The sequence below is a fragment of the Prochlorococcus sp. MIT 1341 genome (assembly GCF_034092415.1).
Classification (GTDB): domain Bacteria; phylum Cyanobacteriota; class Cyanobacteriia; order PCC-6307; family Cyanobiaceae; genus AG-363-P08.
This window is the reverse complement of sequence record NZ_CP139304.1, coordinates 657,069-672,062: the sequence shown is the minus strand read 5'-3', so window position 1 is coordinate 672,062 and position 14,994 is coordinate 657,069. Positions and strand designations below refer to the sequence as shown.

Below are 14,994 nucleotides of genomic sequence, written 5' to 3'. Positions count from 1 at the left end.
AGAATCTAAGGGTTGTCTCTTTGTGTCAGATAACTTTTTTTTAATTATATCTCTTTTAAAGAGAGGAGTGTTAGAAGCAGCAATACTAATTGGCCCTAAATAGGAACCTTTAGTTAATTCAGATGATGTCCCTGGCGAGATCACAAATAACTCAATATTGATTTTGGAAAAATCAGTTTGATGAAACATAAGACTATATGCGTTTGGTTTGATATCTGCAATCAAGATAGAAACTGTTTTTTGATCGGTCTCATATAAGAATGAATTAAGGAGAAGAGAGAAGAGATCAAAAGGACTCTTTGAGGAATAAAATGGGTTGTTTCGAATCAACTTATATCCAAAAAAAGAAAGGATCTTGTTAATGTTATTCCGAGCAATCAGTGTTAATTTCATTTTAACTGATTTATATCTGAATTAGGATCAATAGAAGGCATATATTTTTCATAGGAAATATATGTATTTATTGAATTCTTTAAATACTCTAAATGAGTCCTCTCAACTTTTTTACGGAGAACGTCATACATGACAAGTAGAAAGGCAGGTACATGACAAAGTATATAATAGAATCTTGGACAAACTGACCCCCACATAGTAGAAGCCTGTTTGTTGGTTAAATCACCATGGAATGAATACCTGATAAATTTAATTGTCCTTCCAAGGATTTGTAAGAATGTAAGGTATTTAGAATGAAATGGAGTCGTAATTGATAAACAGAATGCATGTCCTCTTGCATACTTTATTTTATTATGAAAGGAAACTGAATCAACAGAATTGTATTCTTTTATGCCAAGTACATCAGTGATAACTAATATATTCTGATTGTAGAATTTTGACCAAAGTGAGGACTCTGGGACTATTAAATCTTCTTCTGGAAACCTATTAGACTTTAAATATGTAGACTTGAAAAACAATAGCATATCTTCTTCAATTAGGTGCTTAAACTCTAGGTCAATCAACTTACACTGAAAGTTAATTCCTTTTGTAATTTGTTTATTCAAGACCGAGCTTTTTGTCTTATATAGGGCAGCCACCCCAATAAAGCTATTCATCGACTCAGGAGGAAGGTTTGACCACTCAGATACTAGATTCTCCAATGCATTAGGAAGTAAAATATCATCAGAATCGCACCAAAGGATGAATTCACCAGTGCAAATGGAGAGAGCACTATTGTCAATCTTTGGTTTTCCTATGTGAAGACTGGAACGCAAATAATAGATAGGAAAGGGAGATGAGGAGGCAATTTTTTGAACCATAATTTCCGTTTCATCATCAGATCCATCATCTCCAACTATCCATTCAAAATTTTTATACGTTTGCTCCTGCAAGCAATTGTAAACCCGACCGATTAAATGGCAACGATTCCATGTAGGAGTTATAATTGATATCTTAGGGCTGTAATTCATAATTAGAGGCTTACAATATATATTTTTTTAAGAAGTTCAAAATCCTTAGCGTGTGGTTTTAAGATGTGTAGGCCAGGAATTAAGATTAATGACCGACTCTCTTTCTATCTTACTATAAATAAGGTTATTGGCTATAGCCTGTCTTAACGCCTTTCCTTTCTCTATTGCCTAAAAGTCCAATATTTTCCCTGCACTTTTGACCTTTCTCACTTAAACTATAACTTATATTTACCCTTCAGGAGAATAATGTATATCGCCTCATGCCCTTTAAGGGTCTCCTTGTTTGGAGGTTCAACCGATAACCCATACTTTATAGAGAAATTTGGATATGGTTCTGTCATTAGCTTTTCCTGTGATCTTAAGACGTATATAACCATTCATGAAGATAAACTAGGTTACAATATTGATGCGGGAAAGTATATTATTAATTACTCCCGTAGAGAAGAAACAAACTCTATTAAAGATATAAGAAATGATCCAGTTCGAGTGGTATTAGAACATTTTAAACCCTCTCCCTTAACTGTTTCAATGACCAGTGATGCCTATTCTCAAGGTAGTGGCTTAGCTTCTTCCTCAGCTTATATTAATTCAATGATCAAATGTTTAACCCTTTTTAACCGTAAGAAATTGACGGATGTAGAGATTTGCAGGCTTTCCTACACTCTAGAATCGAAAATCAACCCGTTTTGTGGTCTTCAGGATCCCTACGGATGTGGGATTGGTGGATTCAAGCGAATAGAGTTTGATAAGGATAAAAGTGTTAAATTTAATTTTTTAAATACCGATCTATTTGATCACTTTGAGCCCCATTTGGTTTTTACTGGAATTACACGCAACTCTTTAGATGTGCTCAAGGATGTTACCAATAACATTGAAAAGGCAAAACCAATCCTAGATACCCTATATTTAGCTTATGATCATTTACTCTTACAGAATTATGACGATTTTCTGCAACTAATTAACCAAACATGGACTCAGAAAAAGCAAACCTGTAGTTCTATTATGGCTAATGAACGATTAAGATCTATAGATCAACAACTTAATGAGAATAGTACTGTCATTTCTCATAAGCTTTGTGGAGCTGGTAATGGAGGCTTTTTTCTTGTATTTTCGCACCCCGGCAAGTTGAGCATTCCACTTCAATCCGTTAAAATCTCTGTAGAAACTAACGGAGTTATTGGTAGTACTTTATGAGTAATCCATTTAGTCAATATGCCACAGCACTTCAAGGAGCTCATATTGAGGAAGAGTTTTATAAGTTTCAAATAGCTTGGAACAAATATTCAAAAATTATCGTACTAGGAAATGGAGGTAGCAACTCGGTAGCATCACATGTATCCCAGGACTATGTAAAATTCCATCATAAAAAGTCTTTAGTCTTCTCTGATCCTTCAATGCTTACATGTCTTATTAATGACTTTGGGATGGCAAAAGCCTATGAAAAATTCCTTGGATATTATGCCGATGATTCTACTTTATGCATTTTAATTAGTTCCGGTGGTGAATCTGAAAATATACTTAATTGCATCAAGTATTGTGAGTCTGGATCTATACCTTATGGAATTCTTACTGGATTTAAATCAGATAACAGAGCCAGGCAAATCTCTCCTAACTCTCTTTGGGATTACCATATAAACAGCACTGATTATGGTATTGTTGAGTGTATTCACCAGATTTTTCTTCACGGAGTAGTATGAGATATTGTTTTGATATAGATGGCACAATATTTGATACCCCGACTGATGCAGAAGGTAGACCTGATTATTTTAATTCTGTTCCTATTCCTATGATGCTACAAGAAGTAAATAAATTATATGATCAAGGGCATTACATCATCTTTTTTACAGCCAGAGGTAGGAGTTCGGGCTTAGATTGGTCTAGACATACCAAGGAACAGCTTGATAAATGGGGATTTAAATATAACGAGCTTTATCCTATGTTTTGTAAGCCAACAGCAGATTTATTTATCGATGATAAGGCAATTAATGTAGATGTATGGAAGAGACAATTACCCTTGGTAAAGGGGATTATTGCGGGAGCTTTTGATTTAATACATCCAGGATATATTCGTATGATGAAATTTGCTAAGTTACACTGTAACCATCTCACTATCGCTTTACATGTTGACCCTTCAACTGAACGACCTAAAAAGCTAGCACCCGTCCACACCACACAAGAACGAATAGAAGTTTTAGAATCAATAAAATATATTGATGAGATTTCTCCCTATACCTCCGAAGAAGAATTCCTTTCTCTTTTGCAAAACTATCAGGTAAGATTTTTAGGAACTGATTACAAAGACGGTTCCTACACCGGAAAAGATCTACCTATAAAAATAATATGGGTAGATAGATCTCATAAATATTCCACTACAGTCCTGAAGCATAAGGTCTTTGCTTCATATAAGGACCATTTCGTAATCTAGACTTGTAGAGAGACTTAATTTTTTACTATAATTTCTAGTGAAGTTATTACTTCTGGTCATTTAAGGCATGATTAAAAGCTTGGTAACTGGTGGAGCAGGTTTTATTGGTTCGCATATTGTGGACAAGCTTTTAAATGCAGGCCACTCAGTAATATGCCTGGATAATGAATTTGCAGATAATGAGATATTTTTCTGGAATGATAAAGCACAAAACATAAAAGGTGATATCCGAGACGCTAATTTGCTCTCCGGGCTGCTTCCGGGTGTTGATTACGTATTTCATTGTGCGGCGGAATCTCGAATTGTTCCAGCAATTAAAAATCCTTTGAATACATTAGATATTAATGTTCTTGGAACAGCAAACTTGCTTCAATGTTCAAGAGAAGCAGGTGTTAAACGAGTTATTTTTTCTTCGACTTCATCGGCATATGGACTTAACCCTGTTCCAAATGTAGAGACTCAGCCTGAAGACTGTTTAAACCCATATTCTGTTTCCAAGGTCTCTGCTGAGAAAATTTGCTCAATGTACTCCAACCTATATGGATTGCAAACTATCATATTTAGATACTTTAATGTTTATGGAGAGAGAGCACCTCGGAAAGGTCAATATTGCCCCGTAATCGGTATTTTTCTTCGGCAAAAAGAAGCAGGGGAATCCCTCACAATCGTTGGAGATGGTAATCAAAGAAGAGATTTTGTTTATGTTGGTGATGTGGCAAATGCCAATTTAATAGCAGCCACCAAGGAAATTTCATCTAACCATTTTGGTCAGGTCTATAATGTTGGCAACGGTTATAATATTTCAATAAACGAAATAGCCAAGTCTATTTCCGATGATTTTATTTATGTTCCTAGCCGAGAAGGAGAGGCTTTTGAGAATTTGGCAGATATTACAAAGTTTAAGTCAACATTTCATTGGGAGCCTCAAATGACAGTTGAGAATTGGATTGCTAAACAGATATAGAACTATACTAGGAATTTTTAACTTTAAGAATTCCAAGAGACCTTTATAAGCTGTTAACTACTTATCAATATTTATCTCTTGATTTAGGGCTTTATACATTAGAATATTCAATGTTGCTTTAACTAAATAAATAATATATTTCATGGATAGCAATAATCTTATGCCAGTTATACAGATCCTATTTGAATTTTTATGATATCTGCTTAATACCTTTAACAGATATAAATAATCACCTGCAATAAAGCAGCTGAATTTTTTGATGCCTCTGAATATTTTCTTAGGCTTTACTAAGGTTAATAACTCTTCCTGATTTTGACTGATATAGTTAAGTCCAACACTAAGTCGCCCCTTGGGAACTAAAGATCCCTTAGAGAAGGTGAAGGATTTTCTGTTAACTCTTAAGTAATAAAGAGGTTCCTTGCAATTAGCAAATTTAACCCCTTCCATCGCCATCTTTGTCCAAAGTGAATAGTCTTCTACAGCTAATTCACCCCCTTCCCCGTATATGAACTCCTGAAGAATCTTGCTTTTAGTTAAGATACTTCCATGGCAAAATGGTACTGAAGTAGCAAGTCTAATCTTGAATTCCTTCTGGCTATAAGGAACATCGAAATGTCTTTTTATGAATGAAGTTTCATTAATAGTATAAAAGGAACACCCACATATGTCGGCTTTTTTAGACTTTAATAAGTTAATTTGTTTTTCGATCCGACTTTTATGGCTTATATCATCTGCATCCATTCTTCCAATATATTTTCCTTTTGCAATTCCTATCCCAAACTTTAATGTTTCAATCAGTCCCTCGTGATCTCGCTTGACTAGCTTAATTCTACTATCATTTTTGGCAATGTTTGTTATTATCTCAACGGAGTTATCATCCGATCCATCATCCACAGCAATAATTTCTAGGTTTTGGTACGACTGGATTAATAGTGAATTTATCGCTTGCTCTATATATCTCGAACCGTTGTAGACGGGTAATACTATCGAAACCAGATCTTTGCTTTTTTCCATGGAAGCGAGTTAATGCTTTTTATTTTAATAGCCTTATTATTTTAACGTAAAAAGAGAATTACCTTTATATTCATTCTCAGGTAACCACTATGCCCTCTTGTAGAGGGTTTTTTTGTCTAATATTTACCTTTTGATCTTATAGCAAACTATTCTATTAGTTTATAAAGATTTTTGTTTGAAAAACTAAAAATATTATTATATGATCCGAAACTTTTTATATATACCCTTCCTTTCCTATTTCCTTATGTGCTGCTTCACTTCTAAAATCTTTCCGATTTGATTAAGGAGATAGGGTGTGATATATATAGAATAAATAGAACCTCAGGACTCAATTAATCTCTCGAGCTCTACTCTTCAAAAAAATATCTAGATGACTGCACAAGATCTCACCAATCTCCCATCAAGAATAGCATTAGTGCATGAGTGGTTTTCAGATAGATCTGTAGGAGGTGCGGAGTCAGTAGTGGAACAGATTGACCTATTGCTTTCTTCACTGGAAAGGCAGCCACAGCTTTTTTCTTTGATTGATGACTTAAGTATTTCTAGAAGATCATGGCTGACTGGACGTAAAGTTAAAACAACCTTTATACAACGCCTCCCTTTTGGAAGATCGCACGTTCAACAATATTTACCGCTTCTTCCATATGCTATTGAACAGTTAGACCTTTCTGATTATTCGCTTGTTATTAGTAGTAGCCATCTTGTTGCTAAAGGAGTTCTAACTTCACCAGATCAAATGCACATAAGTTATGTCCACACTCCAGTGCGGTACGCCTGGGACCAAATGAATTTATATCTAAAGCGATCTGCCTTGTCACGTAATGGACTGGAGCCGATTATTCGTCTTTTACTTCATGATCTCAGAAAATGGGATCAACTTAGTGCCACACGTGTTGACTATCTTCTTTCGAATTCACGTTTCACTGCTCGGCGTATAGCCAAGTTTTGGGGAAGAGAATCTAAAGTTCTTCACCCTCCGGTAGAAGTTGAGAGATTCTTTTGGGATAGAGATAGGAGTGATCACTATCTTTGCTTATGCAGACTTGTCCCCTACAAGCGTGTTGATTTAGTTATTAGGGCTTTCAATCAGTTGCAACTCCCTTTGAATGTTGTAGGAGATGGTCCTGAAAGACGATTCTTAGAGAAAATAGCCGGACCTACTATCAAGATTCTTGGCAAGCAAGATGATTCTCAAGTTCAATCCTTGATGTCAACATGTCGGGCATTTGTTTATGCAGGACTTGAAGATTTTGGCATTGCACCTGTAGAGGCGATGGCTTCTGGGGCTCCTGTTATTGGATTTGGACGAGGCGGGCTGCTTGACACCATTCGATGCGCAACAAGTACTTTGGATGCTCCGACAGGAGTTCTTTTCCCAGAACAAAGTGTGCAATCAATATGTGATGCAGTTAGTTGGTTTGAAGAAGAATGTCTTTGGAAAAGGTTTTCTGCTGAATCTTTGAGAATTTGGGCAGAAAATTTTAGGCCTGAAGCTTTTAGATCTAGACTTGAAAAAATCTTGCTAGAGTTATGGTCAGAGCATCAGACAGCTTGTTCCTTTGCGTCGGCTGGCCCGGCTAGGAAATTTGATTTTCCTTGCAAGTCAGAATCAGAAACTAACTTTACAGAGAGAGGTTAAAAGTTCCTTTGAGGATTTATGTTAGTTTTTTCCAAGAGGTTCTTCACATGAAGTTCTTATGTCTAGCACCTGAGGCTCTTAGACTGCTATCTTAAAGTATTTTGATTTTAATTAAGGGAAAAAAAGTCTTTCTTAGCAGGTCTATTAAAAGATCTGGTGATATTGCTTTCTCAACTTTAGTGCTAACTTTCGGATCCCCTCTTTTTTTGTTAATAGCTTTATTCGTTAGGATTAGTTCACCTGGGCCCGTTTTCTATATTCAACCCCGAGTAGGACGAAACTATAGAAGTTTTGGATGTATTAAATTTCGTACAATGAGAGCTGATGCAGATAAAGCATTGTTAAATGTTTTAGAGAAATCACCATCTTTGAAAAAGGAATTTGAGCGTGACTTTAAACTTCGTGATGACCCACGCATTACACCTATTGGGAGATTTCTAAGGAGATCAAGTCTTGATGAACTCCCGCAATTTATAAATGTACTTAGAGGTGAAATGAGTGTTGTTGGGCCAAGGCCAATTGTAACTGAAGAGTTGGAAAGATATGATGAGGTTATGGATATTGTAGCCTCAGTTAGACCAGGGCTAACAGGCTTATGGCAGGTTAGTGGGCGTAATAATTTAAGTTATACACAGAGAGTTAAACTAGATCTAGAATATGCAAAGAATCGCTCTTTCTTAATGGATTTAGTTATAATCGTTAGAACCTTTGGTGTTCTTTTATTGCCAATGGATAGAGGTGCTTATTGAGAGTTTATTAAGGCATGCAGGTTAAACTTAAAAAGTAAATAGCAAGCCAAGTAATTTCAAGATGGAAAATCATTCTTAGTATTTTTTTTATGCTGCGAATTCCTGCTTGTGGGGAATTTTTTGCTAGCAAAGGTTTTTCTATGTAATTACCTTTATATCGATTTTGACCACCCATTCTTACATCTGCACAATAAGCAAATATTGCTTCTGAGAGGCCTGAATTAGGTGATAGATCTTTGGAGCCTTCTTTTATTGACTTTTTAATCACATAAAAATATTTTCTTAAAGGCTTGGAGACTATTGGGAGAGTGATTACAACAATTCTGCAGGGTAACCAAGTCATTATGTCTTCCAGCCGTGCACCTGCAGTCCCTAACCAAAGCAGCTTCCCTCTTCTATAGCCAACCATGGAATCTATTGTGCTAACTGCTTTGTAAATCCAAACAAAGGAAAGTGGACCTGGAAGCTCTAGTGAAATATGCCAAGAATATAGTCCTATAAACATCCAAAATAGAGGAGCAAAAATTCCATCAACTGCGTTTTCACTTGCCGTTTCAGCGGTTGCGCGAAGAATGTCTTCTTTATTTAGTCCACTTACATCTCTTCCAACAATTTTGCCAAGTCTTTCCCTTGCTGGATTTAAATCGGATATTTCATCAAGTTCTGGTATTTTTTTAAGAACAGCTATTACCCCTTCATATAAGCTTCTTGCTGCTAAACCACTACTTAACCCTACTAAAACTAAAATTTGTCCCAAATAAATTGGAATTATTGATCCTGGAAGGGCTAAACGTTCAATTAGCCAACCACTTATTCCGGAAAATAAAATAAGTGTCGTTGTAAGTAATAAACCTCCAAAGCGAAGCAAATGCTTTTTGTCTTCGGAGAATTTTTCAACATACTCTTGGAGGACTTTAATAAGTGAACCCATTATCACTACAGGATGGGGTGACCATGTTGGATCTCCCACCCATAGGTCAAGAAGAACAGCTGTAGGGATAAGTATTAGAAGTGACTTTTCTGTTATTTCAACCAACTGAACATTGAGCGAAGTCCTTTCCCAACTTTCTCAATAGTTAGCTCAGCATCGCGAGTGCGAAACTTCTTCATCTCAGGTTTGCCAGCATCACATTCCGCTACAAAGTTTTTAGCAAAGGTTCCATTTTGGATGTCAGCAAGAATCTTTTTCATTTCTTCTTTTGTATCCGATGTAATTAACCTTGGCCCGCTTACATAGTCGCCATATTCTGCTGTATTAGAGATTGAATCTCTCATTGCAGTTAGTCCTCCTTTTACCATTAGATCAACAATTAGTTTTACCTCATGGAGACATTCGAAGTAGGCAAGTTCCGGTTGGTAGCCTGCATCAACAAGAGTTTCGAAGCCCGCTTTGACCAGCTCCGACAAACCACCACAAAGGACAACTTGCTCTCCAAATAAATCTGTTTCGGTTTCTTCTTTGAAATTAGTCTCGAGGATCCCAGCTCTAGTTCCCCCTATCCCTTTTGCATATGCCATGGCTAGCGAACGTGCGTTCCCTGATGAGTCTTGTTCAATTGCAAAAAGAGCTGGAACACCCTGCCCGTTTTGGTACTCCCAGCGAACTGTATGTCCAGGTCCCTTTGGGGCAATCATAACTACGTCAACAAAATCAGGGGGCTCAATGAGACCGAATCGAATGTTGAATCCATGGGCAAAACTCAATACATTGCCAGCGGATAAATGTGGGGCTATTTCCTTTAAATAAACATCTTTTTGGAATTCATCCGGTAGTAAAACCATGATCCAATTCGCACGAGCTGATGCCTCGCTCACGCTCAAAACTTCTAGGCCATCTGCGCGAGCTTTATCCGCTGAGCGGCTTCCTTCATAAAGCCCTATAACAACATCTACGCCGCTGTCTTTGAGATTTAGGGCATGTGCGTGTCCTTGGGATCCATACCCAATGATGGCAACGGTCATTCCGTTGAGCAGATTGAGATCGGCATCTGTGTCGTAGTAGAGCTTTGCCATCAGCTATGAATTAAAGAGGTATATAAGGAATGAGCTTACGCAAGCAGGCACATATCAAGGTGGATTTTTTCTTTTAAACCAAATAAATTTGATTTTTCCCAAAAGAGCACTAAGGGTTTTTAATGCTCAAAATCAGAAGGTATAGCTTATTTTTAAGCTTCATTTGGGTGGGAAATGACTCGGTCAATTAGTCCATAATTTTTAGCTTCTTCTGCACTTAGGAAGTAGTCTCGATCAGTATCTTTTTCTATTTTCTCAAAGCTCTGTCCGGTTAAGTTGGCTAATGCCTCATTAAGCATTGCTTTTATCCTTAGGATTTCTCTTGCTTCTATTTCGATATCACTTGCTTGTCTTTGGCTTGTTCCACCAAGAGGCTGATGAATCATGATGCGACTATGAGGCAATGCAACACGCTTCCCTTTTGTCCCTGCTGCTAATAAGAATGCCCCCATCGAAGCAGCAAGACCTACGCAAATTGTTACTACATCACTTTTGACATATTGCATTGTGTCGTAGATGGCCAGTCCTGCACTTACAGAACCACCAGGGGAGTTGATATATAAATAAATTGGTTTGCTGCTGTCCTCTGAGTCCAGATAAAGCATTTGAGCAACCAGGCTATTGGCAACACCATCATTAACTTCTTGACCTAGGAAAAGGATTCTTTCGGCTCCAAGTCTTGTGTATATATCAACCCAACGTTCCATCTGACTGCCAGGTAGGCGGTATGGGACGCTGGGAGTACCGATCGGCATGATGAAGGGGAATATAAAGGGATGTTAGGGACTTTTGGGGCTAGAGATTTGATAAAACATGAGATCCAATTGGTTAGGCCAAAGGAGCTGTTACTGGCAAGTCTTTTCGGCTAGTTAAAACGCGATCTATGAGCCCAAATTCGACTGCTTCATTAGGCGTAAGGTAACTCATCCGATCAGAGTCCGCTGTGAGTTGTTCGACTGTTCTATCGGTGTTTTTTGCAAGAATTTCTAGCATCGTTTTTTTGTTGTGTAGAACTTCTTTTGCACGTATTTGAATATCAGTCGCTTGTCCTTGTGCACCACTGCGAGGTTGATGAAGAACGATTGAGGCATGTGGAAGAGCGGCTCGTTGCCCTTTGGCACCAGCCGAAAGAATTACAGCCGCAGAGCCCATTGCTTGCCCAATACAAATTGTGTGAACAGGAGGTTTTATGTAACTAAGAGTGTCACAAATGGCAAAAGCTTCTGTCTCAAAACCAATGGCATCCCCTGTATACCAGCTTGTGCCAGTTGAATTGATGTAGAAATAGATAGGCTTTTCAGGATTGTCAAATTCCAAAAAAAGCAACTGAGCAATGATCAGCTCAGTTACATCCATGCCAAGTTGGCGCTTGGCATCATCGTCAGAGAATAAAGGCAGCCCCAAATAAACGATTCTCTCCTTCAACAATAGTGAGGGTAGATCCGGGGGGGGTGTGCGCATTACGGCTGAATCGCCGTAATAGGGAGCGGACACCGTCATATCGACAAAACATTGCATGGACTAAGGAGCCTAGCTGGAGTGGGGAGGTCTTTGTTGATTCCTTTGGTTAGATTTTTACGCTTGAGGCTCTTTCCCAAGTCGCCCGAACACTATTCGTCCAGTTGGTGACTGCAATGCACCAGTGATAACAACTTCTAATCTTTGGCCGATCGCATGACTTGCTTTTTCGATGACAACCATTGTTCCATCATCGAGATAGCCAATTCCTTGATTGTTTTCTTTGCCTTCACGGACAACCTTTAGTTTTAGGTGTTCACCTGGTTGAACTTCTGGTTGCAGAGCTATTACAAGCTCACTTAAATTTAAGACTTTTAATTTTTTAACCTGAGCAACTTGCGCTAGATTGTAGTCAGCTGTAATTAGAATTCCCCCTGTATCTGCTGTTAATTTTAGAAGTCGCTCGTCAGTACCTTCCCCTTCATATTTTGTACTATTAATGACTATGCGACGATCATAGGCTTCTCTTAATTCTGTTAGTAATCGTAGCCCTCTTCTTCCTTTTCCTCTCTTTTCATTATTACTAGAATCTGCAAGTTGCTGTAATTCATCAAGAACAGTCTGAGCTACAATTATTTTCCCTTCAACCATTCCAAAGGATATTAGACCTTTAATCCTTCCATCAATAATTACACTAGTGTCTAGAATTTTTGCACTTGCTGGGGTGAGGATTCCTTCCGCGACTAATAGTGCTTCAGTGCTATTTGGGTTGAATAGTCTGAGAAGAGTTCTTCCATGTATGTCAGCCAGGTTATAGCCCAGTACTCCGAAGAAGATGTTGCTGAAAACTGCTGCTAATGGTTTTAGTAAAACAACCTCCCAGGGAAGAGGTAGTAGAAGTATCGGGGCGAGGATAAGGTTCGCAACTAAAAGGCCAAGAATTAGCCCTATAGATCTGCTAACAAGGAGGTCTGTCGGCATTGTGCGGATCTTCCGCATAAACCTTGTGCGAAGTTGTTGGAACAACAACCCTGTAAGCAGGCCGAGAAAGCCGCCAAGTCCTGCCAGGATGTATCTGGGGTTTTCAAATTGTTCTATTTGTTTCCATATATTTTCTGATACAAGACCAACTCCTAGCCAGCTAGTTAAAGCCCCCGAGATTAAAAATAGAACTAGGATTAGTGGATTCACGATTAGATCAATATTTGGTGATTCTCGATTTATTTATCAAGGATGCTTGCCCCAGGCTCTTTTAGAGCGGGTTGATGTCCAAAGAAGGTCTGTTTACACATGAATAATGCCAGCGCTGTTAGGGCCCCTCGTAGTGCATATCTTCACATACCTTTTTGTCATAGGAGGTGTTTCTATTGTGATTTTTCAGTTGTACCGCTTGGTGACCGTGCTGGAGGAGGTGTGGGACCAGGTAGTTCGTCCATTAAGGATTATTTGATACTTTTGCATAAAGAGATATCCATTTGCCCATTAGGGCCACCTTTATCAACGGTTTATATCGGAGGTGGAACACCTTCAATCTTGACTCCTGAACAGGTGAGTTCTCTTTTGGAGCATTTGCAAGAGCATTTTGGAATTCAGATGGGGGCAGAGATTACTTTGGAAATGGACCCTGCCAGCTTTGATGAAGATCTGTTGAGAAATTTCTTAGAGGCTGGAATAAGTCGAGTGAGTCTTGGTTGCCAAAGTTTTAATAATGATTTTTTGGAAAGACTTGGCAGGAGGCATAAGCGACTTGATGCTATAAACGCTTGTAAATGGCTAAATAGTTTTCAAGGAAAGGGAATTCTGGAGAGTTGGAGTATTGATTTGATTCAAAATCTTCCTTGGCAGGATCTTGAGGGATGGAAGAAAGAACTTTCCCAAGCAATAGAGACTGAAGCACCTCATCTATCTATTTACGATCTATCAATAGAGCCAGGTACTGTTTTTGAAAAGAGGAGCCGTAGAGGAGAGTTGGAATTACTTGATCATGATTTAGCTGCTGACAGCATGGAACTGACCAGTGTCATGCTTCGTGAGGCTGGGATCTCTCGTTATGAGGTTTCTAATTATGCCAAGCCAGGACATGCCTCTAGGCATAACCGTGTCTATTGGCATGGTGGAGGTTGGTGGGCTTTTGGTCAGGGGGCGACTAGCTCTCCTTGGGGGAGAAGATTTGCTCGCCCCAGGACAAGAGCCCTATATAAAGATTGGCTTATTAACCAAGAAAAGCAGGGTGTTGATTCATCTTTGTTGAGCTTGAATGCCACTACATTTCCACTCGATGAGAAGTTATTGGTGGGCTTGAGATGTCGCGAAGGAGTTGACATTGAGCAAGCCTTTAAAAATTGGGGTTGGGATAAAGCCCAGCGAAAGAAAAATCTATCTACGTTTTATTCGAAACTAAAAACTGCTTTTGAAAAAGGTTGGCTTCTGAAAATCGGTAATCGAATCAAACTTTCTGAACCGGATGGGATGGCAATTAGTAATCAGATCTTGGTTGAGATTCTGTTGTGGTGGGATTCTCTGCCTGTTGATGCTGTTGTTGAACCCAGGCTTGAAGGGAATCAATAAAAATCTGACGTCCTGGAACCAAGCTTGGACTAAAAGGAGGTTGAGTAGAAGTGAGTCCTAGCAAGTCAGCTGTTACACGAATTTGGCCATCACAGTCTTCTCCAGCACCAATACCAATCACAGGAATTTTTAGTAGAGCTCTTATTCGACTTGCGAGTGCTCCTGGAACATGTTCGATGACTAGAGAGAAGCATCCCGAATCTTGGAGTTGGTTTGCTTGTTTGACTAATCTTTCTTGACTACTGGGGTCAATAGCTTGTTGCTGGTAGCCAGTTTTGTGAACTGATTGGGGAGTGAGGCCGAGATGGCCCATTACGGGAATTCCCATTCTCACTAGACGTTCAATAACTATCAGAACTTCTGGTTCTGCCCCTTCTACTTTTACTGCTGCTGCACACGAGTGCTTAAGAAGTTTTCCCGCTGCTGCCACTGCTTCATCTTGTCCACACTGATAACTTAAAAAAGGCAAGTCACATATCACTAAGGGTTGGTTTTTTAGAGGACTATTGAAACCTCTTCCAACTGCTTTTACATGGTGGAGCATCTCTTCTAATGTGACTGGCAAAGTAGTTGCATGACCTAATACTGTCATTGCTAGCGAGTCACCTACTAGGACTACGTCTGCTCCAGATGCTTCAACGATTGACGAGGAGATACTGTCCCATGCGGTAAGGACAGTAATTGCCCTTCCTTTTTTCTTGAAATCAATTAATTCTCCAGGACGCATGTTTTAAACAGATTTTTAATGATGCATTGCTAGC

At 38.7% G+C, this 14,994-nt stretch carries 14 protein-coding genes and 1 pseudogene; 7 read left to right on the top strand and 8 right to left on the bottom strand.

Going from position 1 to position 14,994, the window contains the following annotated elements:
- Positions 1 to 389: 389 nt before the first annotated feature.
- Entirely contained in the window at positions 390 to 1,403 is a 1,014-nt protein-coding gene (locus SOI84_RS03445; RefSeq protein WP_320675013.1) for a glycosyltransferase family 2 protein, read from the bottom strand.
- Between the two features lie 279 nt (positions 1,404 to 1,682).
- On the opposite strand from SOI84_RS03445, the gene SOI84_RS03440 reads away from it, so the two are divergent.
- The 4 genes from SOI84_RS03440 to SOI84_RS03425 all read left to right on the top strand — a co-directional run bounded on the left by SOI84_RS03440 (position 1,683) and on the right by SOI84_RS03425 (position 4,792).
- Entirely contained in the window at positions 1,683 to 2,597 is a 915-nt protein-coding gene (locus SOI84_RS03440; RefSeq protein WP_320675012.1) for a hypothetical protein, read from the top strand.
- Positions 2,594 to 3,100, top strand: a complete 507-nt coding sequence (locus tag SOI84_RS03435; RefSeq protein WP_320675011.1) for a hypothetical protein — start codon at positions 2,594 to 2,596, stop codon at positions 3,098 to 3,100. Before SOI84_RS03440 ends, SOI84_RS03435 begins: the two co-directional genes overlap by 4 nt.
- On the top strand, positions 3,097 to 3,828 hold the full coding sequence (locus SOI84_RS03430) for an adenylyltransferase/cytidyltransferase family protein (RefSeq protein ID WP_320675010.1): 732 nt from the start codon (positions 3,097 to 3,099) through the stop codon (positions 3,826 to 3,828). Before SOI84_RS03435 ends, SOI84_RS03430 begins: the two co-directional genes overlap by 4 nt.
- A gap of 67 nt (positions 3,829 to 3,895) precedes the next feature.
- The gene (locus tag SOI84_RS03425; protein ID WP_320675009.1) at positions 3,896 to 4,792 is read left to right on the top strand and encodes an NAD-dependent epimerase/dehydratase family protein; all 897 of its coding nucleotides are present in this window, start codon (positions 3,896 to 3,898) and stop codon (positions 4,790 to 4,792) included.
- 57 nt (positions 4,793 to 4,849) lie between these two features.
- On the opposite strand, the gene SOI84_RS03420 is transcribed toward SOI84_RS03425, so the two are convergent.
- Positions 4,850 to 5,806: a glycosyltransferase family 2 protein gene (locus SOI84_RS03420; RefSeq protein ID WP_320675008.1), complete on the bottom strand. Its 957-nt coding sequence runs from the start codon at positions 5,804 to 5,806 to the stop codon at positions 4,850 to 4,852.
- 370 nt (positions 5,807 to 6,176) lie between these two features.
- Between SOI84_RS03420 and SOI84_RS03415 the strand changes: the two genes are divergently transcribed.
- Together SOI84_RS03415 and SOI84_RS03410 are read left to right on the top strand one after the other, a co-directional pair.
- Positions 6,177 to 7,445 carry a glycosyltransferase gene (locus tag SOI84_RS03415; protein ID WP_320675007.1) on the top strand — a complete coding sequence of 423 codons (1,269 nt, stop codon included), beginning with the start codon at positions 6,177 to 6,179 and terminating at the stop codon, positions 7,443 to 7,445.
- Positions 7,446 to 7,576: 131 nt separating this feature from the next.
- A pseudogene (locus tag SOI84_RS03410) lies at positions 7,577 to 8,194 on the top strand (sugar transferase); the annotation flags it as partial.
- Between the two features lie 7 nt (positions 8,195 to 8,201).
- Here the strand turns inward: SOI84_RS03410 and cbiB are convergent.
- From cbiB to SOI84_RS03385, 5 genes are all read right to left on the bottom strand, one after another.
- The gene (gene cbiB / locus SOI84_RS03405) at positions 8,202 to 9,230 is read right to left on the bottom strand and encodes an adenosylcobinamide-phosphate synthase CbiB (RefSeq protein ID WP_320675006.1); all 1,029 of its coding nucleotides are present in this window, start codon (positions 9,228 to 9,230) and stop codon (positions 8,202 to 8,204) included.
- Positions 9,218 to 10,207, bottom strand: a complete 990-nt coding sequence (gene ilvC, locus SOI84_RS03400; protein WP_320675005.1) for a ketol-acid reductoisomerase — start codon at positions 10,205 to 10,207, stop codon at positions 9,218 to 9,220. The genes cbiB and ilvC overlap by 13 nt, the downstream gene beginning before the upstream one ends.
- Before the next feature lie 152 nt (positions 10,208 to 10,359).
- Positions 10,360 to 10,962 (bottom strand): ATP-dependent Clp protease proteolytic subunit, encoded by a 603-nt coding sequence (locus SOI84_RS03395; protein ID WP_320675004.1) that lies wholly within the window; start codon positions 10,960 to 10,962, stop codon positions 10,360 to 10,362.
- Between the two features lie 73 nt (positions 10,963 to 11,035).
- The gene (locus tag SOI84_RS03390; protein WP_320675342.1) at positions 11,036 to 11,707 is read right to left on the bottom strand and encodes an ATP-dependent Clp protease proteolytic subunit; all 672 of its coding nucleotides are present in this window, start codon (positions 11,705 to 11,707) and stop codon (positions 11,036 to 11,038) included.
- A gap of 75 nt (positions 11,708 to 11,782) precedes the next feature.
- On the bottom strand, positions 11,783 to 12,859 hold the full coding sequence (locus SOI84_RS03385) for a PIN/TRAM domain-containing protein (protein WP_320675340.1): 1,077 nt from the start codon (positions 12,857 to 12,859) through the stop codon (positions 11,783 to 11,785).
- A gap of 96 nt (positions 12,860 to 12,955) precedes the next feature.
- Between SOI84_RS03385 and hemW the strand changes: the two genes are divergently transcribed.
- On the top strand, positions 12,956 to 14,233 hold the full coding sequence (gene hemW / locus SOI84_RS03380; RefSeq protein WP_320675003.1) for a radical SAM family heme chaperone HemW: 1,278 nt from the start codon (positions 12,956 to 12,958) through the stop codon (positions 14,231 to 14,233).
- On the opposite strand, the gene panB is transcribed toward hemW, so the two are convergent.
- Positions 14,142 to 14,960: a 3-methyl-2-oxobutanoate hydroxymethyltransferase gene (panB, locus tag SOI84_RS03375; protein WP_320675002.1), complete on the bottom strand. Its 819-nt coding sequence runs from the start codon at positions 14,958 to 14,960 to the stop codon at positions 14,142 to 14,144. The genes hemW and panB overlap by 92 nt on opposite strands.
- Positions 14,961 to 14,994 lie beyond the last annotated feature (34 nt).